Origin of the sequence: Noviherbaspirillum phoenicis (assembly GCF_047237965.1) — a bacterium.
Classification (GTDB): domain Bacteria; phylum Pseudomonadota; class Gammaproteobacteria; order Burkholderiales; family Burkholderiaceae_D; genus Noviherbaspirillum_A.
On sequence record NZ_JBDFLX010000001.1, the window covers coordinates 864,733 to 890,493 of the forward strand.

Here is a 25,761-nt window from a genome sequence, read left to right on the forward strand (position 1 = left end):
CAGGCGGCCCGGCTTCAGATATTGCAGAGCCTGGCGCCGGGGCGCGGGCTGAAGTCGCGGATTTCGTCGACCAGGCCGGCGGCGAGCGCATCGCGGGCAGTCAGATGCAGGTCGGTGTGGGCATGTACCTGAAGCTGCGCCGGGGTGAGCTTCAGAAACCGCCGCATCACCGATTCGGTTCGGCTGTCGTCGGCGCGCAAGCCTTCCACCACCACGGCCAGTTCATCGGCGGCAATGCCGGAATGCGGCGACGCATGCGACTTGTGGATCATGAAGCGGGCCGTTTCCGACGCATAGCGGCGCTCGCCGGCGAGGAACAGCGTTACGGCAATCGACGCCACCACGCCGGCGTTGTACATGATGAAGCGCACCGGCGACGCCGACAGCACGTTGTAGAGGCAGATGCCGTCGCTGATGTAGCCGCCGTGGGAATGCACCAGCAGATGCGCGGTGGTCACGCCATCCTGCGCCATCTGGGCCAGCGCGTCGAACACGCGCCGCACCATGGAATCGTTCACATCGCCCGACAGGGTGTACCAGGCCTCATTGCCTGCGTCTTGGGTCATCCGCTTCCTCCTCGTCATCCGGCGCTGCGCTGCGCCATACGGATCAGAGTGCGCCGCGGCCGGTTTGTTCAGCAGCCACCCGACCAGCGGAAGCGGGCGCCCGCCTGGAGGAAAGTGCGGCATGTCATGACCCTTGCTATGTCTTGCCAGCAGCCACTCCCGCACATGCGCCATGTCCCTGGCCTGCTCGCACCGCTTTCCCACCAGCTTCGCCGGCCGTCCAGAAACATTTGGCCCGACGCTCTTATAATGCCCGGATGGAAAAATTCTTCGTTGTTTGCGGCGCCGCATCGGCATTCATCGGCGTGGCCGCCGGCGCCTTCGGCGCGCATGGGCTGAAGCAGCGGCTGGATGCCGACATGATGGCCGTATTTGAAGTCGGCGTGCGCTACCAGATGTACCACGCGTTCGCGCTGATCGCCACGGCCTGGGTCATCAGCCGCTGGCCCGGCAGCCTGGCCAACAGGGCCGGCTACCTGTTCATCGTCGGCACCGTGCTGTTTTCCGGCAGCCTGTACCTGCTGAGCCTGTCGGGCATACGCTGGCTGGGCGCCATCACGCCGCTGGGCGGGCTGGCCTGGCTGGCCGCCTGGGCCTGCCTGGCCTGGGCCGTGCTGAAAGGCTGAAAACCCGCCGGGCGGATGGCCGCCCCAGACTTTCTCACTGCAGCAGCTTCAGCCCGGGCGGCAGGGTGTCGCCCAGCATCCGGCGTTCGTCGGCTTCTTCCAGTTCCACCACTTCCAGCACCATCGCGCTCCAGGCGGGCGCCGCCTGCGCCATGCGCAGGCGCTCGGCCACCCGCTGGCGCAGCGCGTCCGGCAGGTCGCGGCTGCGGTCGCCCGTCAGGCGGGCGATGTGGGCAGCAGCAAAGGCGGCCGGCTCGATGCGACGCCAGTCCAGCGTCAGCAGCCATTCCAACCAGGCCGACGCCGCTTCCACCGGCGCGACTTCATGCGCGCTGCCATGCACCGGCACCCGGGCGCCTACCCGGCCCAAGGCCCAGAGCATCAGGCGCTGGTCCGGCCGGGCCTGCAGCTGTTCCAGCAGCCAGTCGCCGATCTCGACCTTGTAGGCGCCGGGGATGCGTTCCAGCGAAGCCGCCAGCCGCAGCATGTCATCCAGTCCGCCCGGCGTCAGCGTCGGCGGACGGCGCTTGCGCTCCCGTTCGTCGGCCTGCACGTTGAACGCAAAATCCTCCAGCAGCCGCAGCTGCGCCTCGGCCGGCAGCCCGGCCGCCACCCGCCGCCACAGCGTCCACCACTCGGCGCATACCTGGCTGTCGGCGCGGTGCTGCGCGCCTTCCGGGAAAATGGTCCAGAGCTGCTCGATGCGCCAGTCGTCCAGCGGATAGCCGATGCCGGGGCGCAGGCAGTAGCCGGCGAGGTTGAGCCACAGCCGTTCATGGTCGGCCGAGCGGCGCCTGCCGCGCGCGCCTTTCCACAGCGCGTCGTAGAGCTTGCGCAGCAGCGGCAGGTCCCAGCGCTCGCGGCTGCCGAGCAGCTTCTCCAGGTGCAGGCGCAACTGCCGGATCTCCTTGGGCGGCAGATTCTGGCCGCGCTGGATGAAGACGCGCTCGATTTTCTGCACCGCCTCCGCGAAGCCGGACGGCAGCCCGGGCTCGCCGGCCTCCGGCCCGGCCTCGACGCCGCGCAGCTGGAACTCCAGTTCCCAGCGCCGGGCCGGGTCGTGCGCGGCCACGCAGGAAACCTGCAGCGTTCCCAGTTCCGTCAGCATGCTGGCCAGCCGCACTTCCATTTCCTGCTTGCCGCGGCCCTGGTCCGCCGGCAGCACCGCCGCCAGCGGCGGCAGGCGCTGCGCATCGGTTGCGGATAGGTCGACCAGTTCGCCGGCGGTGGCCGCACCCGTCGACGCGGCAAGATGGAAACGCACCGGCTGGCCCAGTCGCAGTCCGAAAACCCGTTCCTCCAGCAGCAGTTCGGCGCCAGGCTGGCTGCCGCGCGGCAGGATGCAGACGGCCGGCTCGCCAGCCTGCTGGCCGCCTTCCAGCGCCAGGAAATAACTGCGGGCCGCGCCGCCGCCGATCTTCTGCGCCTGGCCTCGACGCGCCAGTCCATGGGCCACCGCGCCGCGCGCGACGGCCACATCGGGGTTGTCGTTGTGAAGGAGGGTCAGTGGCGCGCTGCGCCATGCCTGCAGCACGTCGATCAGCCGCTCCGACAGCGCGTTTGCGCGGAACACGCCGCCGTTAAGCAGCAGCGTGTCGGGCATCGCCGGGCTGTGCCGGTCGTCCGCCTCCAGGCCCAGGGCCTGCCGCGCATCGGCCGTATGCCGTTGCAGGAAGCCGGCCAGGTGACGGGTGATGGCGGCGTCGCTGGCATACGGCAGGCCGAATTCGACCAGGCCGCCGCGCCGCGGCCGGCTGGTTTCGTTCGCCGGCACGCGCGGGAAAAAACCGTCCACCAGCAGCTGCCGCACTTCCTCGCGGCCCAGCTCCACCGAGCGCGCCGCGCCGACCAGGCGGCTGCCGCCGCCCAGCAGCGTGACTGGCGCCTGCTCCGGGGCGTCAGTCGCGAGCAGCTGCTCCTTGGCCGCGCGACAGCGCTCCATCAGCTGCGACATGCGGCTGGCCGACAGCTTCTGCGGCGCGCTGCCCGGCTGGGCCGGGTGCAGCCGCGACTCCGCCAGGTGGGCCAGCACCAGGTCCATGTTGTCGCCGCCCAGCATCAGGTGCTGGCCGACGCCGATGCGGTCCAGCACCGGCTGGCCGTCGTCCATCGCCACCCGGATCAGGCTGAAGTCGGTGGTGCCGCCGCCGACGTCGGCCACCAGGATCAGGCGGCTTGCCGCCAGTTCGTCGGCCAGCCGGTCGCGGTGCCGGTGCAGCCAGTCATGCAGCGCCGCCTGCGGTTCCTCCACCAGCTGCAGCCGCGGCAGGCCGGCCAGGCGCGCCGCCTGCACCGTCAACGCCCGCGCCCCTTCGTCGAACGAGGCCGGGATGGTCAGCACCACGTCCTGGCGTTCCAGCGGATGCTGCGGGAAATGCGCATTCCAGGCGCTCCTGACATGCGCCAGGTAGCTCGCGCTGGCGTCCAGCGGCGATATCCTTGCCACGTCGTCCGGCGCGCCCCAGGGCAGGATGGGCGCGGTGCGATCCACCGCCGCGTGCGACAGCCAGCTCTTGGCGGACGACACCAGCCGTCCCGGCACCTGGGCGCCGAGCCGGCGCGCAAGCTGGCCGATCACGGCCGGCTCGTCGGCCCGGCTCCAGGGCAGGCGCAGCGCGCCGGGCGCAAACTCGCCGGCGGCCGGATGGTAGCGCAGCGAAGGCAGCAGCGGCTCGGCCCGCACCTCGCCCGGCGCCACCAGCTGCTCGATGGCGAAGAGGCGCACCGCGTCGTCGCCGGGGGCGGCGTAGGCAACCACGGTATTGGTGGTGCCGAGATCGATGCCGACGATGTAGGCGCTCGCCGGGGTGTGCCGGCGCGGCTCGCCGCCGCGCGTCCCGGCGCCGCGTTCAGGCGCCTGTTTCGCCATGCCTAGTCCGGACGGGCGCCGCGGACGTCGAATTCGACATTCCAGCGGGCGCTGCCGTCGCGCGGCACGGCCGCCAGTTCCAGCGTGCCGGTTTCGCTGACCCGCGCCTGCAGCCGCACTTCAACCACCTGGCCGGGCTGGCGGCCGTCGGCCGGCAGCGTGGCCTGGATCTCGTCGAGTTCCTGCAGCTCGTCCGGCTGCCAGTAGTCCAGCAGGGCGCCGATCTGGTCCTGCCTGCGCACGGTGGAACCGAAGAAGCGGAAATGCACCGGCTCGCCGACCACCAGGCCGAATTCCTGGTCCAGCACGGCGGCCTCGCTGCCTTCCTCCATGCCGAACGGCGCCACGCACAGCGCCTGGATCGGCGGCTCCATGCCGGGGATGGCCGGCATCGCCGATTCCACCGCGACATAGTAGGCCGCGGCCGTGCCGCCGCGGATGCGCACGCCGCGCCCGCGCCGCACATGGCCGTAGTAGGCCGCGCCGCGCGCCACGGCGAGGTCGAGGTCGGCGCCGGCCAGCAGCCTCGCCGCCGGCGCGTTTTCCGCGGCCAGCCAGCTGTTTACCGTATCCAGCGTGCGCTGCGCCAGCAGCTCGGACTTGAAGATGCCGCCGTTGAACAGCACCGCGGTGGGATGCAGGAAGCTCGCGCCCGGATGCTGGGCGGCGAAGCCGGCCAGTTCCGCGGTCGCGCCCTGCTGGCGGCCGAGGAAGGCGGCCAGGTGGCGGGTGATCGCCGCGTCCTGGGCGAAGGGCAGGCCGATCTGGGTCAGGCCGGCGCGGGTGCGCGAGGCCGGGCGGGCCGACGCGTCCACCTGCGGGAAGAAGCCTTCCAGGATGGTGGCTGCGACTTCCTCGCGCGTGAGTTCGGTGCGGATCGAGCCGCCGATCAGCTTGGCGCCGCGGCTGGGCACCACCACCGGCAGCGATGCCAGGGAAGGGTCGGACAGCAGGCTTTCCTTGGCGGCGCGGCAGGCATGGGTGAGCGAACGCATCTGCCACGGGTCGAGCTGGGTGCCGGTAGCGGCCAGCTTGCGCGCCACGCCATAGGCCAGGGTCAGGTCCATGTTGTCGCCGCCGAGCAGGATGTGGTCGCCCACCGCCACCCGGTGCAGTTCCAGGTTGCCATCGCGCTCCAGCACCGCGATCAGCGAAAAGTCGCTGGTGCCGCCGCCGACGTCCACCACCAGGATGATGTCGCCGGTGCGCACCTGCTTGCGCCAGTCGCCGCCGCTGCCCTGTATCCAGCTGTACAGCGCCGCCTGCGGCTCTTCCAGCAGGGTGAGGTGTTCGTAGCCGGCGGCGCGCGCCGCCTCGGCGGTGAGTTCGCGGGCGGCCGGGTCGAACGAGGCCGGTATGGTCACCGTCACGTCCTGCGCGTCGAACGGCGCATCCGGATGGGCGTGGTTCCAGGCCTGCTTCAGATGGTCGAGATAACGGATCGACGCTTCCACCGGCGACACCCTGGCCAGATCGGCCGGCGCATCCACCGGCAGGATGCCCGCGCGCCGGTCCACGCCCGGATGCGACAGCCAGCTCTTGGCCGACGACACCAGCCGGATCGGCGTGGTGGCGCCGCGGCTGCGGGCGAATTCGCCGACCGCATACGCCTGGCTGTCAGTCCAGGGCAGCGCCAGCGCGCCGGCCGGCAGTTCATCCGCATGCGGCAGGTAGAGGAACGAGGGCAGCAGCGGCAATAACTCGACCGAGCCGGGGCCGGTCAGCTGCGGCAGCGCCAGCACGCCGTGGCTGGTCTTTTCGCCATCGGAGGCGGCGCTGTCGACATAGGCCAGCGCGCTATGGGTGGTGCCGAGGTCAATGCCGATGCAGTAGCGCGGCGCGTTCGCGTTGTCGTTCACAGCTCCACCTCCGCCGGCGCCAGCACATGCACGTTATGGCCGTCGGCCACTTTCGGCAGATGCACGTCGGTGGCGCGCCAGCCCCGATGGCCGACCACGCCATTGAACGGCGCGCTGCCGACCACGTTGCCGGTCAGGCGGATCGCCGAGGCGTCGAAACCGGGGCTGACGGTGATCTGGCTGCCTTCGGTCTCGCGCAATACCGGCTCGATCATGAAATGCTCGCGCAGCACCTTGCGGCAGCCCTCATGCACCACGCGGGCGGCGGCGCCGATGTCGGCGTCGGAATAGGCGGACAGGTCTTCGGTGGCGAAATCGATCAGGCGCGCATCGCGCTGCAGCATGCCCAGCAATTGCAATGCGGCGTCGGGCGAGGCTTCCTTCAGGATGCGCAGCGCCGGCTTCGGCTCGGCCGGGGCGGCAGGCGCGGCCGGCTGCGGCGCTGCGTCCTGCTCAGGCAGCTTGTCGATCCGGCCGGCATAGTCGGGATTGCCCACAATCTTGAAAAAGGCGCCGAATGCGAGCGACACGCGGCTGAAAAAGGACGGGCGGGAAGGCGCGCCGCCAGGGTTGGGCTTGTTCATTTGCTATTCCTTTGGTTCTCGACAAGCGGGGGATTATGTCAGAAGCGCGCCAGAGGGGAGTTGATCCGGCGGAAATCGACGCTGTTGGTCCGCTGCTGGTTCGCTGTTGGCCAGTACGTGCCAGCGCGTGCGTTGTCGGGCATTTCGTTCTGTGAGAGGCTACATGATAAATTCACATCCACTTTTTTCCAACTCATCCGTGGCTGCCGCCCGGCCTGCCGCCGAATGCAATGAATTCCGACGATCTCCAGTGTTTCATCGAAGTGGCCGGTTGCGGCAGTCTTTCAAGGGCCGCGGTGGTGCTGGGCAGCGACCAGTCAACGGTGAGCCGCCAGATGGCGCGGCTGGAAAGCGCCACCGGCGTACGGCTGCTGCATCGCAACGGCCGCGGCGTGGCCCTGACCGAAGCCGGAGAAGCGCTGCTGGCCCATGCCCGCCGCATCGGCGCCAGCATCGCCGAGGCGCGCAGCGCGGTGCAGGCCTTTTCCGACGCCGGACCGTCGCAGGTCGTGATCGCAGCCCAGCCCACCATCGCCCGCATGAGCTTCGCCGCCATCGGCCGGGTGGTCAGGCAACGCTTCCCGCGGACCCGGCTGCGTTTCGTGGAAGGCCTGGGCAGCCACATGCTGAACTGGCTGGCCGACGGCGACATCGACCTTGCCCTGCTGTACCTGCCTTCCCATGCCGGCGCCCTGAAGGTGGACCGGCTGCTGCGCGAACCGCTGCACCTGGTGGCGCCGCCGTCCTTCACCCACATCGGCGCCGACTTCCCGGTGCGCCACCTGGCCGAGGTGCCGCTGATCCTGCCGAGCACCCATCACGGCCTGCGGCTGCTGGCCGAATCGCTGGCGCAGAAGGCCGGCATCCGGCTCGATATCGCGATGGAGTGCGACACCTCCACCAACGTCACCCGGCACTTGGTGGAGCAGGGGGAGGGCTGCACCCTGTTGCCGCTGGCGGCGGTGGCGGACGAGGTGGCGCAGGGGCGGCTGCGCACCGCCCGCCTGGTAGAGCCGGACGTGGTGCGCGACGTCGTCATCGCCAGCGCCCGCAACCGGCCGCCGGTGCCGCATCTGTGGGACATCAGCCAGGCGCTGCGGCAGGAAATGGCGCAGATCGTCGCCGGCGGAGGCTGGCCGGATGCGTCGCCCGCCGACTAATTACGACCGCATGAATCCATGCATGACAGAAATGCGAAAAACCCCGCGCATGCAGGTCCTCCATCCATGACAATTCGGCACGGTCGATAAAACATCACGCGCATCCGGCGCGGCAACCCAAATTTATTGAAGGCGATGGCCCCATGAACAACACCGAATCTTCCCTGACCCCCGGCAACGCCACCCAGAACGCGCAACGCAGCGGCGGCCGCATCCTGGTCGACGCCCTGCGCATCCACGGCGTGGACCGCCTTTTCTGCGTGCCGGGCGAGAGCTATCTCGACGTGCTAAACGCGCTGCATGACACGCCCGAGATCGACACCATCGTCAGCAAGCATGAGGGCGCGGCGTCCAACATGGCCGAAGCCGACGGCAAGCTGACCGGCCGGCCCGGCATCTGCTTCGTCACGCGCGGTCCCGGCGCCACCCATGCCAGCTGCGGCGTGCATATCGCCTTCCAGGACTCGACGCCGATGATCCTGTTCATCGGCCAGGTGGCGCGCGAGCACCGCGGCCGCGAAGCCTTCCAGGAAGTCGACTATGTGCAGATGTTCGGCCCGCTGGCGAAGTGGGTGGCCGAGATCGACGACATCCGCCGCATCCCGGAATTCGTGGCCCGCGCCTTCCAGTGCGCGACCTCGGGCCGTCCCGGCCCGGTGGTGCTGGCGCTGCCGGAAGACGTGCTGGACGGCAGCGCCGCGGTGGCCGATGCGCCGGCCTATCGGCCGGTATCGGCTGCCGCCTCGGCCGAGGACGAAGCCGCGCTGGCCGCCGAACTGGCCAAGGCCAGACGGCCGCTGGTCATCGTCGGCGGCTCGAACTGGAGCACCCAGGCCGCCGCCGACCTGGCCGAATTCGCCGCCGCCTGGAACCTGCCGGTGGCCTGCGCGTTCCGCCGACAGGACATCATGGACAACCGCAACGACCAGTACGCCGGCCACATGAGCCTGGGCATCAATCCGCGCCTGGCCGAGCGGGTGCGCCAGGCCGACCTGGTGCTGGCGGTCGGCACTCGGCTGGGCGACATCACCACCGACGGCTACAACCACCTGAGCGTGCCGCAGCCGGCGCAGCGCCTAGTGCATATCCATGCCGACGCCAATGAACTGGGCCGGGTCTATCAGCCGGCGCTGGCGATCAATGCCGGCGTGACGAACGCAGCCGCGATGCTGCGCCGGCTGCGTCCGACCGCGCACCTCGCATGGAATGAATGGACCAACGCCGCCCGCAGCGACTACCTGGCCTTCACCGAAGTGCCGGCGGTCGATCCGTCCTACCAGGGCGTGGACATGGGACGCGTGGTCAATATGCTGGACCAGTCCCTGCCCGACGAAGCCGTCCTGACCAACGGCGCCGGCAACTACAGCGTCTGGCTGCATCGCTTCTACCGTTACCGCCAGAACCGCACCCAGCTCGCCCCCACCTGCGGCGCGATGGGCTATGGCTTTCCGGCGGCGATCGCGGCCAAGCTGCGCCATCCGGAGCGCGACGTGGTCTGCTTCGCCGGCGACGGCTGCTTCCTGATGTATCCGCAGGAGCTGGCAACGGCAGTGCAGTACGGCGCGCCGTGCGTCATCATCGTGGTCAACAACGGCATGTACGGCACGATACGGATGCACCAGGAAAAGCGCTTCCCGGGCCGCATCAGCGCCACCGGCATTCACAACCCCGACTTCGTCGCGATGGCGCACGCCTTCGGCGCCTATGGCGAGCTGGTGGAATCGGCCGACCAGTTCGAAGCCGCCTTCGCCCGCGCCCGCGCCAGCGGCAAGCCGGCGCTGCTGGAACTGCGCACCGACCCGCGCCAGATCACGCCGGCGATGCGCCTGAAGGACTAAGGCGCTCCGTTTGGGGACGATACGACTGCATCACCACACAACGACACAGACAGGGAACGAGACATGAATACGGAACGAAAACAGGTGCTGGCATTTCGCACATTGCCGCCGGACCAGCTGGCGCGCATCAGCGCGCTGCATGAGGTCACGGTGGCCGATCCCAGCATTCCGGCCCAGCGCGCCGCTTTCGAGGAAGCGCTGCCGAAAGCGCATGGCATGATCGGCTCGGTCTTTCCGATCGATGCGGCCATGCTTGCCCGCGCGCCGCGGCTGGAGGTCATCTCCAGCATCTCCGTTGGCGTCGACAACTATCCGCTGCCGGCGCTGGATGCGCGCGGCATCGTCCTGTGCCACACGCCGGGCGTGCTGACCGAGACTACCGCCGATACCCTGTTCGGGCTGGTAATGGCCTGCAGCCGGCGCCTGGTCGACCTGGCGCAGCTGGTGCGGGAGGGCGGCTGGAAGAGCAATATCGGCCCCGACCTGTTCGGCTGGGACGTGCATGGCAAGACGCTGGGCATCCTGGGCTATGGCCGCATCGGCCAGGCGGTGGCGCGCCGGGGCGCGCTGGGCTTCGGCATGCCAGTGCTGTACCACGCGCGCCGTCCGCATGAACTGCCGGAGCTCGCGGGCCGCGCGCGGCATGCGCCGCTGGAAACCGTGCTGGCGCAGTCCGATATCGTGGTGGTGACGCTGCCGCTATCGGATGAAACCCGCGGCCTGATGGGGGAACGCCAGTTTGCAACCATGAAGCAAGGCGCGATCTTCATCAACGGCGCGCGCGGCGCCATCGTCGATGAGGCCGCCTTGCTGGCCGCGCTGGACAGCGGCCACCTGCGCGCCGCCGGCCTGGACGTATTCGCCACCGAGCCGCTGCCGCTGGACTCACCGCTGCGCCGCCATCCCAAGGTCACGCCGCTGCCGCATGTGGGTTCGGGCACGCATGAGACCAGGCATGCGATGGCGGAACTGGCGACGACCAATCTGCTGCGGGCGCTGGCGGGGGAGGAGCCGGTGGCGCGGTATGCGACCGGCGGTGCGTAGGTAACGCCGTAAGCATCGGGCATGTGAGCCCATGGCGTCATGGCCGCAGCTGCTGCAGCGGCTGCACCTGCTCACATTATGGTTGTGCCGGTGGCGTGATGGGATCGACTTTCGCGCCACGATGCTCGCTGCGCCATTTTCCTGCTGCCACGGCGAAGTCGAACATGTCCTTGACTGAGATGGTCCCGGTGGCGAAGCTGGGACCATCGGGACCAATGGCGTGAATCTTATGAACGTCTGCCGTTGTTGTCACAACGGTCGCATCCGCCCACCAAAAAGAAAATCAGGATGATCACGACACCATTGCGCACATTCCCGGCTGAACTGGATAACTTCTCCCAATCCTAAAGGCTCCGGTCCTTCTCGGAGTCGTGGGCCATTCTTATCGAAAGTGTGAATCAGACTTTCTTGAAGTCTCAGCATTTCTTCCAGGCTTAATTCCGTCCCGCCGGAGAAAGTCTCCAGCAATTCATCCTGCACTACCGGTCGATCTAAACTGTTTGGCATAGCGCCTTTCAAGGTGGATTCAAGAAAACGCACCATGTGATTCGGTGCGGCGGGTCCGTAACGTGTTTTGCGAGGAAGATCCGCTCGGATAGGTCCTGGCCATCCACGCAGCGTCACGCCACCTGGTGCGCCTGGCCAAACAGGTAGCCCTGATACCCATGGCAGCCATGACGAGCGAGGAAGTCGCGCTGCGCCTCGACCTCGACACCTTCGGCAATCACGTCGAGCCCCAGTATCCGGCCCAGCGCGAGTATGGTGCGCACGATGGCGGCGTCGTTCGGGTCCACCAGCACGTCCCTGACGAAGGACTGGTCGATCTTGATCTGGTGCAGCGGCAGCCGCTTCAGATAGGACAGCGATGAATAGCCGGTGCCGAAATCATCCAGCGCGAAGCGTATGCCATGCTCTCTGAGGCCTTCCATCTTGGCGATGGTGTCATCCGAATTTTTCACCAGCACGCTCTCCGTCAGTTCAAGCTTGAGCAGGCGCGGATCGGCGCCCGAGGAAGCAATCGCAGCCAGCACCTGCTGCATGAATTCCGGATGGCCGAACTGGCCGGCGCTGACGTTGACTGACATCGTCAGATGCGCATGGTCGGGTCGCGCCGACCAGCTGGCCAGCTGCCTGCAGGCGATTTGCAGCACCCAGCGACCGATGCCCCGGATGAGCCCGGTTTCTTCGGCCAGCGGAATGAAGGCCTGCGGAAAGACCAGGCCCTGGCGCGGATGACGCCACCGGATCAGCGCCTCGTAACCCACGATGCGGCCGGTGCCTTCGACTTGCGGCTGGTAATGCAGCTCGAACTGATGCTGATGCAGCGCCGCGCGCAGCTCACGCTCCAGGGCCACCCGCGCGTTGATTGCCGATTGCATGTCGGGATCGAAAAAGCAGGCCGTATTGCGGCCCATCGCCTTGGCGTGGTACATCGCCAGGTCCGCCTGCTTGAGCAAATCATCGACGTCGACGATGTGCCGGTCGAACAGGGCCACGCCCACGCTGGGCGTGCAGTGATACTCGATGCCATTGAGCTCGAAGCGGCGGGTGAAGCCAGCCAGGATCTTGCGCACCACCAGTTCCGCATGGGCGCCGGCCGTGACCGCGTCGCCGGCAATGTCCTCGATCATGATCACGAACTCATCGCCGCCGAGGCGTGCCACCGTATTGGACTTGCGCACGCAGCCTTCCAGGCGGCGGGCGACGGCTTCCAGCAGGCGGTCGCCCTTGTCATGGCCCAGCGTGTCATTCAAGCTCTTGAAGTTGTCGAGATCGATGAACAGCAGTGCGCCTATGCGGCCGCTACGCCTGACGGCATTCAGGGCAAGCCGCAAGCGGTCCAGCAGCAGGCGCCGGTTGGGCAAGCGCGTCAGCGGATCGTAAAAGGCGAGCTGCTCGATCTGCTGTTCCGCGATCTTGCTCCTGGTGATGTCGCGCTGGATCGAGACGAAGTGGCTGACGCGGCCGCTGTCATCCGTAATGGGCGTGATGGTCAGGGCCAGCCAGTACTGCTGGCCGTGTTTCCCGTAATTGATGACTTCGCTGTACACCGGCTCACCCTGGCGCAGTGCTGCGCGGATGCGGTCGAGTTCGGCGCGGCTGGTCTCCGGGCCCTGCAGCAGGCGCGGCGAACGGCCGAGGATGTCGTGTGCGGTGTAACCGGTCAGGCGCTCGAACGCATCGTTGACGAAGACGACCCGCGGGCCCGGCTCCTCGAGCGGACTGGCATCGGTAATCATCACCACCTCATTGACGCGGGACATGCAGGTGTGGAAGAGCGTTAATTTTTCCTGGCTCAAGCGGTGCTGCGTGATGTCCTGCATCGTGCCAGCGATGGTGGCGCCGCTCTTCTCATGGCGCAGCTCGGCCCGCTGCATGACGTAAGTCGTGTCGCCGTGTTCCGTGATGATCCGGTGTTCCAGCTGCATGGGCTTTTCATCGCGCACCAGCGCATGCAGGCGCCGCAGCAAGCGTCGGCGATCCGGTTCGGGCACCCTGGCCATCAGGGCCTTGGTCGACGCGATGCCGTCCGCCTGCGCCCGGAGGCCAAGGATGGCGTAGAACTCTTCCGTGCCATGCAGGCGGCCGGTGCCGAGCCGCACTTCCCAGCTCCCTATGCCGGCAATACGCTGCGCCTGCTTCAGGTGATCGGCGAATTGTCTGACTTCCTGGTTCATCCAGCGCAATTCGGCAGCGGTGCGTTCCAGTTCGCGATTACGCTGGCGCAGCTCGAGCAGCACCATGATCTGGTCCGCCAGCATGCGCAGCATGCGGATGCGGATGTCGTCCAGCGTGCGCGGCACCGTGTCCATCACGGCCAGCGCGCCCAACGCATAGCCATTGCTGGAGATAAGCGGACAGCCTGCATAGAAGCGCAGTCCCGGCGAGCCTGTGACCAGGGGGTTATCCGCAAACAGCGGATCGTCCGCCGCATTGGTGACGATGAATGGCTGGGTGCCGCGGATCGTGTGATTGCAGAAAGCGCTTGATCTTTCCGTCTGCTTCAATGCAAGTCCGACCGATGACTTGAACCATTGGCGACGCTCATCCAGCAGGGTAATGGCGGCGATGGGCGTATTGCACAGGCTGGCCGCGGATTCGGCAATACGGTCGAACGCTTCTTCGGGGTCGGTATCGAGCACGTCGAGCGACAGCAGGAATTCGAGTCGACGCCGCTCATGTTGCTGGATGTCCATAGCCTTTACGCGAAGGCTCCCGTTCCGAGGTATGCCGATCAGTGTACAACCGGTATCGCCGGATGCAAGCGGGGTGCTGCATGGAGATGTTCCGTCAAGCAGGTGTATTGAGCATGCTGCCTCGGATGAAGTCAGGGAGTAGCGCCAACGTCAAGGCGCGTGGCACGGCGCAATCCCGACTTGACAGCGCATGGGTTGCAGCCCATGGTGAAGGTACGGTCTGCCGGGCCGCGATAGCGGGCCATGCATTCCGGAAAGCGATTTGCCTTTCATCAAGCAATATGGCAGGAGGCATGAACCTATCCAAGGCGTTCAACTCCTACCTGCTCCAGATTGGAATAGGAGAACTTCATGAATGTATTGATTACAGGACACCACATCGACTTGACCCCCGCCATTCGGGAATATGTGGAAACCAAGCTGGACCGGGTTGTCAGCCATTTTGATCAGGTCATCGACGTGGCCGTGATCCTTGGCGTCGAAGCGCCTGCCGAGAAGGAAAAGCGCCAGCGCGCGGAAGCGAACATGCGCATCAAGGGCGACGTGATTCACGCCGAAAGCTATGCGGAAAACCTGTATGCAGCGATCGACCTGATGGTCGACAAGCTGGAGCGTCAGGTGCAGAAGATCAAGGGCAAGGTGCAGGGCCACCGGCAGGAGAGCGCGAAGCGCATGCCGGAGGAAGAGATCTGATCGGGCGTTGCTGCCTGCCTGGCTAGGCGCTGACTGCCCAGCCCGCTCCCGGTGCATCAGGCGCACAGTGCGGCGCCGGGGGTGGCGGAAGAACATTCTCTCGGGAATGCCCCGTAAAAAAGCACGCATGCATCGCTGCATGCGTGCCGCAACCGCCGAACCGTCGATCTACTCCGCCGCCAGCCCCAGGTCGGTCGCCACCTGCTTGCGCAACATGAATTTCTGTATCTTCCCTGTCACCGTCATCGGGAAGCTTTCCACGAAGCGTACATAGCGCGGGATCTTGTAGTGGGCGATCTGCCCATTGCAGAAGGACTTGATCTCCTCTGCATCGGCCTGCATGCCTGGCCGCAGGATAATGCAGGCGCATAGTTCCTCGCCATATTTCGGGTCCGGCACGCCGACACATTGCACGTCCAGCACCTTCGGGTGTCGGTAAAGATATTCCTCCACCTCGCGCGGATAGATGTTCTCGCCGCCGCGGATCACCATGTCCTTGGAGCGGCCGACGATGCTGCAGAAGCCGTTGTCGTCGATCACGGCCAGGTCGCCGGTATGCATCCAGCGCGCCGAGTCAATGGCTTCACGGGTCTTTTCCTCGTCGCCCCAGTAACCCAGCATCACCGAGTAGCCGCGGGTCAGCAGTTCGCCCTTTTCGCCGCGCGGCACGATGCGGCCTTCGGCGTCGACGATCTTGACTTCCAGGTGCGGATGCACCCGGCCCACGGTGGAGACGCGCAGGTCGACCGGATCGTCCACCGAGCTCTGGAAGCTCACCGGCGATGTTTCGGTCATGCCGTAGGCGATCGTGATTTCCTTCATGTGCATCTGCTCGATGACCCGCGTCATCACCTGGATCGGGCAGGGCGAGCCGGCCATGATGCCGGTGCGCAGGCCGGAGAGGTCGTAGCTGGCAAAGTCGGGATGGTCGAGGATCGCGATGAACATGGTCGGCACGCCATGCAGGCCCGTGCATTTTTCCGACTGCACCGTGTCCAGCACGGCCTTGGCGTCGAAGCCCTCGCCGGGGTAGATCATCGCCGCGCCATGCGTCACGCAGGCCAGGTTGCCCAGCACCATGCCGAAGCAGTGGTACAGCGGCACCGGAATGCACAGCCTGTCCTTCTCGGTCAGGCGCATGGCTTCGCCGATAAAGAAACCGTTGTTGAGGATGTTGTGATGGGTCAGCGTCGCGCCCTTCGGGGCGCCGGTGGTGCCGGAGGTGAACTGGATATTGACCGCGTCATCGAACTGCAGCGTGGCGGCGATGCGCTCCATCTGCTCCAGGTCGTCGGCCGTGGCTGATTCCAGCACCGCGTCGAAGTTCAGCATGCCGGGCGTGTTGTCGGTGCCCAGCCTGATCACCTGGCGCAGATGCGGCAGCCGGGCCGACTTCAGCGCGCCGGGCGCACTGTGATGGATCTCGGGCACCACGTCCTGCAGCATCGCAATGTAATCGCTGCTCTTGAAGCTGGGCGCGAGGATCAGCGCGCTGCACTGCACCTTGTCCAGCACATATTCCAGTTCGGAGCGGCGATACGCCGGGTTGATGTTGACCATCACCAGGCCGGCCTTGGCTGTGGCGAACTGGGTCAGCACCCATTCGGCGCAGTTCTGCGACCAGATGCCGATCCGGTCGCCGGGGTTCAAGCCGAGCTTTTGCAGACCGGCGGCCAGCCGGTTGACGCGCTCGTGAAATTGCCGGTAAGTCCAGCGCACATTCTGGTGCGCCACCACCAGCGCCGGCTGGTCGCCATGGCGCTCTGCCACGCCGTCCAGGAATGCGCCGATTGTTTCGCCGATCAAGGGCACGTCATGGGCGCCGTGGACGTAGCTTGCGTGCTGCATGAAAAATCTCCTGTAGTCCATTGCCAGTCAAGGCCGCGGCTCGCGCGGCCCTGCCAGCATTGCAAAAAAAGCTTACTGCTTGCTGACCAGCGGGCAGCCGGACTGGGCCAGCGGCCGGAATGCTTCATTGCCAGGCACGGTGCCGACGATCTTGTAGTAGTCCCAGGGTGCCTTGGATTCGGCCGGTTTCTTCACCTGCAACAGCAGCATGTCATGCACCACGCGGCCATCCGCGCGCAGCGTGCCCTTGGGGATCACCACGTCGGAAATCGGCAGCTCGCGCATCTTCTTCATCACCGCGCCGGTCTCGTCGGTGCCGGCGGCCTTGATGGCCTTCAGGTAATGGGTGACGGCCGAGTACATGCCGGCCTGCGCCATGGTCGGCATCTTTTTCTGGATGTCGAAGAAGCGGCGCGACCAGGCCCGGGTTTCATTGTTGGCGTCCCAGTAGAAGCCCTCGGTCAGGTACATGTCCTGGGCGTAGTTCAGGCCGATCGCATGAACGTCGCTGATGAACATCAGCAAAGGCGCAACCAGCTGCCCCTTGGAGGCGATGCCGAATTCGCCGGCCTGCTTGACCGCATTGACCGTGTCGCCGCCGGCATTGGCCAGGCCGATGACCTTGGCCTTGGAGGTCTGGGCCTGCAGCAGGAAAGAGGAGAAGTCGCTGGCATTGAGCGGGTGGCGCACCGAGCCCAGCACCTTGCCGCCGCCGGCGGCCACCACGTCCGATACGTCCTTTTCCAGCGACTTGCCAAAGGCATAGTCGGCTGTCAGGAAATACCAGCTGTCGGCGCCGCGTTTCATCAGCGCGCGGCCAGTGCCGACCGAGCTGGAATAGGTGTCGTACATCCAGTGCGCGCTGGTAGGCGTGCATTTCTCATTGGTCACCGTGCTCGATGCCGAGCCCACCACGATGGCGACCTTGTTCTTCTGCTGCGCCACTTCCATTACCGCCAGGGCCACGTTGGTCGGCACCAGGTCCATCAGCGCGTCGACCTTCTGCTGGTCCACCCATTCCCGCGCCCGTGCCGAGGCAACGTCCGCCTTGTTCTGGCTGTCGGCGCTGACCAGTTCGATCGGCTTGCCCAGCACGGTCTTGCCGAAATCGTCGATCGCCATCTTGGCGGCAACGACCGAGCCCTTGCCGGACAGGTCGGAATACAGGCCCGACATGTCGGTCAGGATGCCGATCTTGACGACGTCGTCGCTGACCTGGGCCGAGGCAGAACCGATGCCTGCTGCAATGAGGGCGGCCGCGCAGAGCGTCCTGGTGAACTGGTGCATGCAATGTCTCCGTTGGTGTGCTTGTGATGGGTCATGCCAGGCGGCGCCGCTGTTCTTGTTGTTCGCCGCTTCGCGCATGTTTGCCGTAAGGCGTTAACCAAGCCGCGCCGCCTTGCCAAAAAACACCGATGGCATGCGGTCTTTGAGTAAGACTCAGTTAATTGCAGCCGATTGTATGTGCGATGTGACGCTAATGGCAAGCGATTGTTTGTTGAATTATTGCTGTCAAAATCCGGATTTTGTGAGCTATACTCAGAAAACCGTGCGACTACCTCCGCTTGCTGCGCCCTGGTCGCATTTCACACCCTCAACCACAGGACACTGCAGTCATGGCACAAACATTCCTCAATCTCCCGGGTTTAACCTTCGACCATGGCGAAGACATCGCCGCGCTGCGCGAGACGGTGCAGCAGTTTGCGCAAGACCAGATCGCGCCGCGCGCCGCTGAGATCGACCGCACCGACCAGTTTCCGATGGACCTGTGGAAAAAGATGGGCGAGCTGGGCCTCCTGGGCATCACGGTGGACGAGGAGTACGGCGGCAGCGCCATGGGCTACCTGGCCCACATCGTGGCCATGGAGGAAATCTCACGCGCCTCGGCCTCGGTCGGCCTGTCCTACGGCGCCCACTCCAACCTGTGCGTGAACCAGATCCGCCGCAACGGCAGCGACGAGCAGAAGGCGAAATACCTGCCCAAACTGATCTCCGGCGAACACGTCGGCGCGCTGGCCATGTCGGAGCCCAATGCCGGCTCGGACGTGGTGTCGATGAAGCTGCGCGCCGACTTCCGTGGCGACCGCTGGGTGCTCAACGGCAGCAAGATGTGGATCACCAACGGCCCGGATGCGGACGTGCTGGTGGTGTATGCCAAGAACGATATCGAGGCCGGCCCGCGCGGCATGACGGCCTTTTTGATCGAGAAGAACTTCAAGGGTTTCTCGGTGGCGCAGAAGCTCGACAAGCTGGGCATGCGCGGCTCGCACACCGGCGAGCTGGTGTTCCAGGACTGCGAGGTGCCGGCGGAGAACGTGCTGGGTGGCCTGGGCCGTGGCGTGAACGTGCTGATGTCAGGGCTGGACTACGAGCGCACGGTGCTGTCGGGCGGGCCGCTGGGCATCATGTCGGCCTGCATGGATGCGGTGGTGCCGTATGTGCATGACAGGAAGCAGTTCGGCCAGCCGATCGGCGAATTCCAGCTGATGCAGGGCAAGCTGGCCGACATGTATTCCACGATGATGGCGTGCCGCGCCTATGTGTACGCGGTGGGCCAGGCCTGCGACCGGGCCAAAACGCCGGACGCGGTGCGGGCGTTGAGGAAGGATGCGGCGGGCGCGATTTTGTACTCGGCGGAGAAGGCGACCTGGATGGCGGGCGAGGCGATCCAGGCGCTGGGCGGCAACGGCTACATCAACGAGTACCCGGTGGGCCGGCTGTGGCGCGACGCCAAGCTCTACGAGATCGGCGCCGGCACCAGCGAGATCCGCCGCATGCTGATCGGCCGCGAACTGTTTGCCGAGACCCGGTAAGCTGCACAATCACCAAGGAAGAATGACGCGATGAACAGCATTGAATCCAAGCTCAATCCCCGCTCCGAGGAATTTCAGGCCAATGCCGCGGCAATGAAGGCCGTGGTCGACGACCTGAAGCAGAAGGTCGCAGCCATCGCCCAGGGCGGCGGCGCCGCGGCCCGCGACAAGCACACCGCACGCGGCAAACTGTTGCCGCGCGACCGGGTGCAGATGTTGCTGGACCCCGGCACGCCTTTTCTCGAACTGTCGCAGCTCGCGGCCTACGAGATGTACGACAATGCCGCGCCGTCGGCCGGTATCATTACCGGCATCGGCCGCGTGGCCGGCATCGAATGCGTGATCGTCTGCAACGACGCCACCGTCAAGGGCGGCACCTATTACCCGATGACGGTGAAGAAGCACCTGCGGGCGCAGGAAATCGCGATGCAGAACAAGCTGCCCTGCATCTACCTGGTCGACTCCGGCGGCGCCAACCTGCCCAACCAGGACGACGTGTTCCCCGACCGCGACCATTTCGGCCGCATCTTCTACAACCAGGCCAACATGTCGGCCGAGGGCATACCGCAGATCGCGGTGGTGATGGGCTCCTGCACCGCGGGCGGCGCCTATGTGCCGGCGATGAGCGACGAGTCCATCATTGTCAAGGAACAGGGCACTATCTTCCTCGGCGGCCCGCCGCTGGTGAAGGCGGCCACCGGCGAAGTGGTGAGCGCGGAAGACCTGGGCGGCGGCGATGTGCATACCCGCCTCTCGGGCGTGGTCGATCACCTGGCCAAGGACGATTTGCATGCGCTGTCGCTGGCCCGCACCATCGTCTCCAACCTGAACCGGCAAAAGGCGCCCGACATGCTGCTGCGCGATGCGGTAGAGCCGAAGTATCCGGCCCAGGAGCTGTATGGCGTGATCCCGGTCGATACCAGGAAGCCGTTCGACGTGCGCGAGGTCATCGCCCGCATCGTCGACGGCAGCGTGTTCCAGGAATTCAAGGCGCGCTACGGCACCACGCTGGTCTGCGGCTTCGCGCATATCTTCGGCATGCCGGTCGGCATCATTGCCAACAATGGCATCCTGTTTTCCGAATCGGCGCTGAAGGGGGCGCACTTCATCGAACTGTGCTGCCAGCGCAAGATCCCACTGGTGTTCCTGCAGAACATCACCGGCTTCATGGTTGGCCGCAAGTACGAGAACGAAGGCATCGCCCGTAACGGCGCGAAGATGGTGACCGCCGTGGCCACCGCCGCCGTGCCCAAGTTCACCGTGATCATCGGCGGCAGCTTTGGCGCCGGCAACTATGGCATGTGCGGCCGGGCGTTCTCGCCGCGCTTCCTGTGGATGTGGCCCAATGCCCGCATCTCGGTGATGGGCGGCGAGCAGGCGGCCAGCGTGCTGGCCACCGTCAAGCGCGACGGCATCGAGGCGCGCGGCGGCAGCTGGAGCGCCGAGGAAGAGGGTGCGTTCAAGACGCCGATCAAGGAACAGTACGAACATCAGGGCCATCCCTACTATGCCAGCGCAAGGCTGTGGGACGATGGCGTGATCGATCCGGCCGACACCCGCATGGTGCTGGGCCTGGGGCTTTCGGCCGCGCTGAATGCGCCGGTGCCGGAGACGAAGTTCGGCCTGTTCCGCATGTAAGGAGACGCAATGGACTACCAGACACTGGAAATACGGCAGGAGCAGGCGGTTGCCACCGTCTGGCTCAACCGGCCCGACGTGCGCAATGCCTTCAACGAGACCAGCATCGCCGAACTGACCCAGGCATTCAGGGGGCTGGATGCGGACAGCTCGGTGCGCGCCGTGGTGCTGGCCGCGCGCGGCGTGGCCTTCTGCGCCGGCGCCGACCTGAACTGGATGAAGAAGATGGCAGGCTACAGCCGCGAGGAAAACCTGGAAGATGCGGCCGGCCTGGCGGCGATGCTGCGCGCCATCAATGACTGCGGCAAGCCGGTGGTGGCGCGGGTGCAGGGCGACTGCTACGCCGGCGGCATGGGGCTGGCTACCGCCTGCGACATCGTGGTGGCAGCCGAGACGGCCAACTTCTGCCTGTCCGAAGTGAAGCTGGGACTGATCCCGGCCACGATTTCGCCCTACGTGATCCGCGCCATAGGCGCGCAGGCAGCGCGCCGCTACTTCATCACCGCCGAACGGTTTTCCGCGGCCGCCGCGCAGCGCATGGGCCTGGTGCATGAATGCGTGCCGGCCGATGGGCTGGACGATGCGGTTGGCGCGCTGCTGAAGGCCCTGCTGGCGGCGAGCCCGGATGCGGTAAGCGCGGCCAAGAGGCTGGTCAATGACGTGGCCGGGCAGCCGCTGACGGATGCGCTGGTGCAGGACACCGTGGTGCGCATCGCCGACATCCGCGCATCGGAACAGGGGCGCGAAGGCGTGCGCTCCTTCCTTGAAAAGCGCAAGCCGTCCTGGCTGGAATGAGAACTGGAGAAACCATGTTTAGCAAGATACTGATTGCCAATCGCGGCGAAATCGCCTGCCGTGTCGCCGCCACCGCGCGCCGGCTGGGCGTGAAGACCGTCGCCGTCTATTCCGAGGCCGATGTGAATGCGCGCCATGTCGCGTTGTGCGACGAATCGGTGCCGGTCGGGCCGGCCGCCGCCAAGGAAAGCTATCTGCGCGCCGACAAGATCATCGCCGCGGCGCTGGCCAGCGGGGCGCAGGCAGTGCATCCGGGCTATGGCTTCCTGTCCGAGAATGCAGGCTTCGCCCAGGCCTGTGCGGACGCGGGCATCGCCTTCATCGGCCCGCCGGCCTCGGCCATCGATGCGATGGGCTCGAAGTCGGCCGCGAAGTCGCTGATGGAAAAGGCCGGCGTGCCCCTGGTGCCCGGCTATCACGGTGACAACCAGGAGCCGGAATTCCTGCAGGCGCGCGCCGACGAGATCGGCTACCCGGTGCTGCTCAAGGCCAGCGCCGGCGGCGGCGGCAAGGGCATGCGCATTGTCGAGCGTTCCGAAGACTTCAAGGCCGCGCTGGCGTCCTGCAAGCGGGAAGCGATCAGCAGCTTTGGCGACGACAAGGTGCTGGTCGAAAAGTACCTGACGCGGCCGCGCCATATCGAGATCCAGGTGTTCGCCGACACCCATGGCAACTGCGTCTACCTGTTCGAGCGCGACTGCTCGGTGCAGCGCCGGCACCAGAAAGTGCTGGAGGAAGCGCCGGCGCCGGGCATGACGGAAGAACGCCGCCGCGCAATGGGCGAGGCGGCGGTCGCCGCGGCACGGGCGGTGGGCTATGTCGGTGCGGGCACGGTTGAATTCATCGCCAACCAGGACGGCTCCTTCTACTTCATGGAGATGAATACCCGGCTGCAGGTGGAGCACCCGGTAACCGAAATGATCACCGGCCAGGACCTGGTGGAATGGCAGTTGCGGGTAGCCTGCGGCGAGCCGCTGCCGCTGGGCCAGGCCGATCTCGCCATCCGCGGCCATGCGCTGGAAGCCCGCATCTATGCGGAAAACCCGGACAACAACTTCCTGCCGTCGATCGGCACGCTGCGCCACCTGCGCATGCCGGAAGCGGTGTCGTTCAGCCTGGGCGAAAACCCGGCGCATCCGGCGCCGGTGCGCATCGACAGCGGCGTGCGCGCCGGCGATGCGATCTCGCCTTTCTACGACCCGATGATTGCCAAGCTCATCGTCTGGGGCCGCGACCGCGAGGAAGCGCTGGCGCTGATGGCCAATGCGCTGACGCATTACCAGGTGGTCGGCCTGACCACCAACATCGCCTTCCTGAAGCGGCTGGTGGAAAGCGTGCCGTTTGCGTCCGCCGATCTCGACACCGGCCTGATCGAGCGCAATCATGCGGCGCTGTTCCCGCTGCCGGCTGCCGCCGGCACGGAGGCGCTGGCGCTGGCCGCGGTGGCGTTGGTCTCCGGCGAGACCAGGCATGGCGCGGCGACCGGCGCCGATCCCTGGGCGCGCACCGACGGCTGGCGCATGAATGCATCGCTGCGCCGCAACTTCCGCTTCACCGACCGCGAGCAGGCGCGCGAGGTCGGCCTTTCCTACCTGGCGCACGGCTGGCAGCTCTTGCACGGCGACGCGTCCCATGAAGTGACCCTGGTGCGCCGCGAGGGCAATGACTATGCGGTGCGGCTAGACGGGCGGCTGGTGCGCGGCACGGTGGTGCTCAACGGCGAGGAAGTGCATGTCTTCGCCGGCGAGCGCCACCTGGTGCTGGGCTACAGCGATCCGCTGGCCCATGCCGGCGAGTCCGAGGACGAAGGCGGCAGGCTGACCGCGCCCATGCCGGGCAAGATCGTCGCCATCCTGGTGAAGAAGGACGAGGCGGTGGTGAAGGGTGCGCCGCTGCTGATCATGGAGGCGATGAAGATGGAGCACACGATTGCCGCGCCGCGCGACGGCGTGGTGGAAGAGCTTCTGTATGCCACCGGCGACCAGGTGGAAGAAGGCGTGCAGCTGCTGGCATTTCAGAGCTAGCAGGTGCATGCCTGAACAGAAGCCAGACGACACAGCATGACGACGCCATTGAAAGCAGGCCGCAAGCGCGAGGTACTCGGCACCCGGTCCGAGCGGCGCGTAAAGGAGATCCTGGTCGCGGCGCGCCAGGTCTTTTCCGACAACGGCTATGAAAACTCCACCACGCTCGACATCGCGCGCGAGCTGGGCATTTCGGAAGCCACGGTCTTTTCCTACTTCAGCAGCAAGCGCGACCTGTGCATGCAGGTAATCAAGGGATGGTATGACGAGATCTCGCTGGTGCTGGAGCAGGAAGTGCCGCTGGTGGTGGGCACGCGGGCCCGACTGCATTTCGTGGTGCACAAACACCTGGTGACGCTGATGCAGGACGGCACCGGCATGTGCAAGCTGGTGCTTTCCGAAGGCCGCAGCGCCGATGCCGAATTCGCCGACCTGATTGCCGAGCTCAAGCGGCGCTATACCGCGCCGCTGATGAAGGTGCTGGCGGCGGCGCAGCGCGACGGCGAAATCCGGCAGGACATGCCGCTGCCGCTGCTGCGCGACATGGTCTATGGCTCGATGGAGCATGTGCTGTGGGATTACATGGTCAACCGCAACAAGCCCGATATCGAGACGACCGCTGGCCAGCTGACCAACATGCTGTGGGCCGCGTTCATGCCGGTTAGCCAGTCGCTTGAGCAGCTTGCCAGGTTCCGGGGGGAGGTGTCGGAGGCGTTGCGGCGCCTGGAGCAGGGCACGCAGGGTTGACGGGGTCTAGCGTGTCAGGGGACATGGACACGTGAGACCGGTCCTTGTGGCCTGCCATGCCGAGGCAATCGATGAACACACGCGGCAAGCCGGCATGGGGTCCTGCATCGGCCGTTGGGTCCGCCACAACTAGCCGGCAACAAAAGGCCGCCCGCTCTTTCGAGGGGACGGCCGACCAGATGACTGCAAGCCAGGGTTTAACGGCTGCTGCCGCCGCTGGCGCCACTGCTGGAACTGCCCGCACCCATGCCATGGGTACCGGCGCCGGTGCCGCCCATGGTGCCGGAGGTGCCGCTACCCGAACTGCCGCTCATGCCCGACGAGCCGCTGTTGATGCCGGACGAACCGCTGCTGCCCGACATGCCGGAGCCACCGCTCATGCCTGACGAGCTGCCGCTCCCAGAAGTACCCGAGCCACCGGTCATTCCGGAGGAGCTCGTACTGCCGGAGGTGCCCGCGCCGCCACTCATGCCGGAGGTACCAGTACTACCCGAGGTGCCCGAGCCGCCGCTCATGCCGGAAGCGCCAGAGGTGCCGGAGCCACTGCTCATGTCGGACGAACTGCTGCCGCTCTTGCTCGTCGTGCCGCCGGAAGTCGTTCCGCCGCTGCCGCCGGTCATTGCCGCGCCGCTGCTCGAACTGGGGCTTCCGCTCATGCCGCCACCCGTGCCGCCGCCGCCGGCGCTCTGCGCCATTGCCGAACCTGCGAATGCCATCGCTGCAATCATTGCTGCAATTGAAATCTGCCTCATGTTCACTCCTTGTTAGGTCGTGTTAAGAGCACCACGTTGGGTGCGAGGCTTCAATGTAAGCAATGATAGGAAAACGGGCAGTAGGACAAACCCCGAACTTCGGGTAGGAGGGGAAAACGAATCGCCATAGGACAATCGGCAGTCGCCAGCCGTTAATGATGCGGCAATAGCCGGATTGCCGTGATGAGCCTGCGCAAATACTGTCGAGTTGAAAGGGCAGGTCTGGAGTCAAGACAGGCGCTCTGCTGCTGTACGCTGAATCAGCCGTGGTTGCGCTTGCCGCGCGCAGGAGGTTCGTAATGGCGCAGCAGATAGCTGCCCAGCCAGGCATGGATGTCGGGCGGCATGGCGATGCCGTCGGCCTGGTCGCCCGAATCGAGCATGCGGGTGCCTTCGCCATAACTTGCGGACGCCGACACGATCGCCGGCTCGTCGTTTTCCACGCGCCACAACAGGAATATCTTTGGTTCTGGCGCCGCCCAGTTCTCGAAATAGCCGTCGTTCTCATCGGGGTAGAGTTGCAGCGCCACGCCATGCAGCAGGCGGCTGTCGGGCGTCAACGCTCGTGCCTGGGCGCTGGCATCGGCCCGGTCCACGCTGACTGCTTCAGGCCGCCAGCGGGCCTGGTCCCACATGCTGGCCGGGCGCCGCCAGCGCATCAGGACTGCCAGCGGCAGTTCAGCCATCAGCATTGGTCTTCCCTCCGCC

The 25,761-nt window shown here is 66.2% G+C and carries 21 protein-coding genes; 11 read left to right on the forward strand and 10 right to left on the reverse strand.

Features of this window, described 5'->3' with window-relative positions; translation table 11 throughout:
- Positions 1–14 precede the first annotated feature (14 nt).
- Complete coding sequence (locus tag ABC383_RS04040; RefSeq protein ID WP_413012091.1) at positions 15–566, reverse strand: ATP-dependent Clp protease proteolytic subunit; 552 nt, start codon at positions 564–566, stop codon at positions 15–17.
- 257 nt (positions 567–823) lie between these two features.
- Here ABC383_RS04040 and ABC383_RS04045 point away from each other — a divergent pair, with 257 nt between their 5' ends.
- Positions 824–1,192: a DUF423 domain-containing protein gene (locus ABC383_RS04045; protein ID WP_413012092.1), complete on the forward strand. Its 369-nt coding sequence runs from the start codon at positions 824–826 to the stop codon at positions 1,190–1,192.
- A 34-nt stretch (positions 1,193–1,226) separates the two neighbouring features.
- Here the strand turns inward: ABC383_RS04045 and ABC383_RS04050 are convergent, their stop codons facing one another.
- Genes ABC383_RS04050 through ABC383_RS04060 form a run of 3 tightly spaced genes read right to left on the reverse strand, consistent with a single transcriptional unit; the run spans position 1,227 to position 6,504 of the window.
- Positions 1,227–4,061 (reverse strand): Hsp70 family protein, encoded by a 2,835-nt coding sequence (locus ABC383_RS04050; RefSeq protein WP_413012093.1) that lies wholly within the window; start codon positions 4,059–4,061, stop codon positions 1,227–1,229.
- A gap of 2 nt (positions 4,062–4,063) precedes the next feature.
- Positions 4,064–5,920 carry an Hsp70 family protein gene (locus tag ABC383_RS04055; RefSeq protein ID WP_413012094.1) on the reverse strand — a complete coding sequence of 619 codons (1,857 nt, stop codon included), beginning with the start codon at positions 5,918–5,920 and terminating at the stop codon, positions 4,064–4,066.
- Complete coding sequence (locus tag ABC383_RS04060) at positions 5,917–6,504, reverse strand: DUF2760 domain-containing protein (RefSeq protein ID WP_413012095.1); 588 nt, start codon at positions 6,502–6,504, stop codon at positions 5,917–5,919. The genes ABC383_RS04055 and ABC383_RS04060 overlap by 4 nt, the downstream gene beginning before the upstream one ends.
- A gap of 230 nt (positions 6,505–6,734) precedes the next feature.
- Between ABC383_RS04060 and ABC383_RS04065 the strand changes: the two genes are divergently transcribed.
- From ABC383_RS04065 to ABC383_RS04075, 3 genes are all read left to right on the forward strand, one after another.
- Complete coding sequence (locus ABC383_RS04065) at positions 6,735–7,664, forward strand: LysR family transcriptional regulator (protein ID WP_413012096.1); 930 nt, start codon at positions 6,735–6,737, stop codon at positions 7,662–7,664.
- Positions 7,665–7,807: 143 nt separating this feature from the next.
- The gene (locus ABC383_RS04070) at positions 7,808–9,502 is read left to right on the forward strand and encodes a thiamine pyrophosphate-binding protein (RefSeq protein ID WP_413012097.1); all 1,695 of its coding nucleotides are present in this window, start codon (positions 7,808–7,810) and stop codon (positions 9,500–9,502) included.
- A 63-nt stretch (positions 9,503–9,565) separates the two neighbouring features.
- Positions 9,566–10,546: a 2-hydroxyacid dehydrogenase gene (locus tag ABC383_RS04075; RefSeq protein ID WP_413012098.1), complete on the forward strand. Its 981-nt coding sequence runs from the start codon at positions 9,566–9,568 to the stop codon at positions 10,544–10,546.
- Positions 10,547–10,795: 249 nt separating this feature from the next.
- On the opposite strand, the gene ABC383_RS04080 is transcribed toward ABC383_RS04075, so the two are convergent.
- Together ABC383_RS04080 and ABC383_RS04085 are read right to left on the reverse strand one after the other, a co-directional pair.
- The gene (locus ABC383_RS04080) at positions 10,796–11,089 is read right to left on the reverse strand and encodes a hypothetical protein (protein WP_413012099.1); all 294 of its coding nucleotides are present in this window, start codon (positions 11,087–11,089) and stop codon (positions 10,796–10,798) included.
- A gap of 77 nt (positions 11,090–11,166) precedes the next feature.
- Positions 11,167–13,743 (reverse strand): sensor domain-containing phosphodiesterase, encoded by a 2,577-nt coding sequence (locus ABC383_RS04085; RefSeq protein ID WP_413012100.1) that lies wholly within the window; start codon positions 13,741–13,743, stop codon positions 11,167–11,169.
- A gap of 351 nt (positions 13,744–14,094) precedes the next feature.
- Here ABC383_RS04085 and hpf point away from each other — a divergent pair, with 351 nt between their 5' ends.
- Positions 14,095–14,436, forward strand: coding sequence for a ribosome hibernation-promoting factor, HPF/YfiA family (gene hpf, locus ABC383_RS04090; protein WP_413012101.1), 342 nt, complete (start codon positions 14,095–14,097; stop codon positions 14,434–14,436).
- A gap of 168 nt (positions 14,437–14,604) precedes the next feature.
- On the opposite strand, the gene ABC383_RS04095 is transcribed toward hpf, so the two are convergent.
- Together ABC383_RS04095 and ABC383_RS04100 are read right to left on the reverse strand one after the other, a co-directional pair.
- Complete coding sequence (locus ABC383_RS04095; protein WP_413012102.1) at positions 14,605–16,284, reverse strand: AMP-binding protein; 1,680 nt, start codon at positions 16,282–16,284, stop codon at positions 14,605–14,607.
- A gap of 72 nt (positions 16,285–16,356) precedes the next feature.
- Positions 16,357–17,571, reverse strand: a complete 1,215-nt coding sequence (locus ABC383_RS04100) for an ABC transporter substrate-binding protein (protein WP_413012103.1) — start codon at positions 17,569–17,571, stop codon at positions 16,357–16,359.
- 329 nt (positions 17,572–17,900) lie between these two features.
- Here ABC383_RS04100 and ABC383_RS04105 point away from each other — a divergent pair, with 329 nt between their 5' ends.
- Genes ABC383_RS04105 through ABC383_RS04125 form a run of 5 tightly spaced genes read left to right on the forward strand, consistent with a single transcriptional unit; the run spans position 17,901 to position 24,301 of the window.
- Positions 17,901–19,097: an isovaleryl-CoA dehydrogenase gene (locus tag ABC383_RS04105; RefSeq protein WP_413012104.1), complete on the forward strand. Its 1,197-nt coding sequence runs from the start codon at positions 17,901–17,903 to the stop codon at positions 19,095–19,097.
- A gap of 30 nt (positions 19,098–19,127) precedes the next feature.
- Positions 19,128–20,735, forward strand: coding sequence for a carboxyl transferase domain-containing protein (locus tag ABC383_RS04110; RefSeq protein ID WP_413012105.1), 1,608 nt, complete (start codon positions 19,128–19,130; stop codon positions 20,733–20,735).
- Positions 20,736–20,744: 9 nt separating this feature from the next.
- A complete protein-coding gene (locus ABC383_RS04115) occupies positions 20,745–21,530 on the forward strand; it encodes an enoyl-CoA hydratase/isomerase family protein (RefSeq protein WP_413012106.1) in 786 nt (261 codons plus the stop codon).
- A gap of 14 nt (positions 21,531–21,544) precedes the next feature.
- The gene (locus ABC383_RS04120; protein WP_413012107.1) at positions 21,545–23,554 is read left to right on the forward strand and encodes an acetyl/propionyl/methylcrotonyl-CoA carboxylase subunit alpha; all 2,010 of its coding nucleotides are present in this window, start codon (positions 21,545–21,547) and stop codon (positions 23,552–23,554) included.
- Between the two features lie 36 nt (positions 23,555–23,590).
- On the forward strand, positions 23,591–24,301 hold the full coding sequence (locus tag ABC383_RS04125) for a TetR/AcrR family transcriptional regulator (RefSeq protein ID WP_413012108.1): 711 nt from the start codon (positions 23,591–23,593) through the stop codon (positions 24,299–24,301).
- 197 nt (positions 24,302–24,498) lie between these two features.
- On the opposite strand, the gene ABC383_RS04130 is transcribed toward ABC383_RS04125, so the two are convergent.
- Entirely contained in the window at positions 24,499–24,852 is a 354-nt protein-coding gene (locus tag ABC383_RS04130; protein WP_413012109.1) for a hypothetical protein, read from the reverse strand.
- Between ABC383_RS04130 and ABC383_RS04135 the strand changes: the two genes are divergently transcribed.
- On the forward strand, positions 24,851–25,069 hold the full coding sequence (locus ABC383_RS04135) for a hypothetical protein (protein WP_413012110.1): 219 nt from the start codon (positions 24,851–24,853) through the stop codon (positions 25,067–25,069). The genes ABC383_RS04130 and ABC383_RS04135 overlap by 2 nt on opposite strands.
- Before the next feature lie 244 nt (positions 25,070–25,313).
- On the opposite strand, the gene ABC383_RS04140 is transcribed toward ABC383_RS04135, so the two are convergent.
- Positions 25,314–25,745, reverse strand: coding sequence for a DUF3305 domain-containing protein (locus tag ABC383_RS04140; RefSeq protein ID WP_413012111.1), 432 nt, complete (start codon positions 25,743–25,745; stop codon positions 25,314–25,316).
- Positions 25,746–25,761 lie beyond the last annotated feature (16 nt).

Excerpts from the sequence above, each read along its gene's own strand:
- ABC383_RS04040 (WP_413012091.1), bottom strand. The coding sequence starts at position 566 with ATGACCCAAGACGCAGGCAATGAGGCCTGGTACACCCTGTCGGGCGAT.
- ABC383_RS04045 (WP_413012092.1), top strand. The coding sequence starts at position 824 with ATGGAAAAATTCTTCGTTGTTTGCGGCGCCGCATCGGCATTCATCGGC.
- ABC383_RS04050 (WP_413012093.1), bottom strand. The coding sequence starts at position 4,061 with ATGGCGAAACAGGCGCCTGAACGCGGCGCCGGGACGCGCGGCGGCGAG.
- ABC383_RS04060 (WP_413012095.1), bottom strand. The coding sequence starts at position 6,504 with ATGAACAAGCCCAACCCTGGCGGCGCGCCTTCCCGCCCGTCCTTTTTC.
- ABC383_RS04065 (WP_413012096.1), top strand. The coding sequence starts at position 6,735 with ATGAATTCCGACGATCTCCAGTGTTTCATCGAAGTGGCCGGTTGCGGC.
- ABC383_RS04070 (WP_413012097.1), top strand. The coding sequence starts at position 7,808 with ATGAACAACACCGAATCTTCCCTGACCCCCGGCAACGCCACCCAGAAC.
- ABC383_RS04075 (WP_413012098.1), top strand. The coding sequence starts at position 9,566 with ATGAATACGGAACGAAAACAGGTGCTGGCATTTCGCACATTGCCGCCG.
- ABC383_RS04080 (WP_413012099.1), bottom strand. The coding sequence starts at position 11,089 with ATGGTGCGTTTTCTTGAATCCACCTTGAAAGGCGCTATGCCAAACAGT.
- ABC383_RS04085 (WP_413012100.1), bottom strand. The coding sequence starts at position 13,743 with ATGGACATCCAGCAACATGAGCGGCGTCGACTCGAATTCCTGCTGTCG.
- hpf (WP_413012101.1), top strand. The coding sequence starts at position 14,095 with ATGAATGTATTGATTACAGGACACCACATCGACTTGACCCCCGCCATT.
- ABC383_RS04095 (WP_413012102.1), bottom strand. The coding sequence starts at position 16,284 with ATGCAGCACGCAAGCTACGTCCACGGCGCCCATGACGTGCCCTTGATC.
- ABC383_RS04100 (WP_413012103.1), bottom strand. The coding sequence starts at position 17,571 with ATGCACCAGTTCACCAGGACGCTCTGCGCGGCCGCCCTCATTGCAGCA.
- ABC383_RS04105 (WP_413012104.1), top strand. The coding sequence starts at position 17,901 with ATGGCACAAACATTCCTCAATCTCCCGGGTTTAACCTTCGACCATGGC.
- ABC383_RS04110 (WP_413012105.1), top strand. The coding sequence starts at position 19,128 with ATGAACAGCATTGAATCCAAGCTCAATCCCCGCTCCGAGGAATTTCAG.
- ABC383_RS04115 (WP_413012106.1), top strand. The coding sequence starts at position 20,745 with ATGGACTACCAGACACTGGAAATACGGCAGGAGCAGGCGGTTGCCACC.
- ABC383_RS04120 (WP_413012107.1), top strand. The coding sequence starts at position 21,545 with ATGTTTAGCAAGATACTGATTGCCAATCGCGGCGAAATCGCCTGCCGT.
- ABC383_RS04125 (WP_413012108.1), top strand. The coding sequence starts at position 23,591 with ATGACGACGCCATTGAAAGCAGGCCGCAAGCGCGAGGTACTCGGCACC.
- ABC383_RS04135 (WP_413012110.1), top strand. The coding sequence starts at position 24,851 with ATGTCGGACGAACTGCTGCCGCTCTTGCTCGTCGTGCCGCCGGAAGTC.
- ABC383_RS04130 (WP_413012109.1), bottom strand. The coding sequence starts at position 24,852 with ATGAGCAGTGGCTCCGGCACCTCTGGCGCTTCCGGCATGAGCGGCGGC.
- ABC383_RS04140 (WP_413012111.1), bottom strand. The coding sequence starts at position 25,745 with ATGCTGATGGCTGAACTGCCGCTGGCAGTCCTGATGCGCTGGCGGCGC.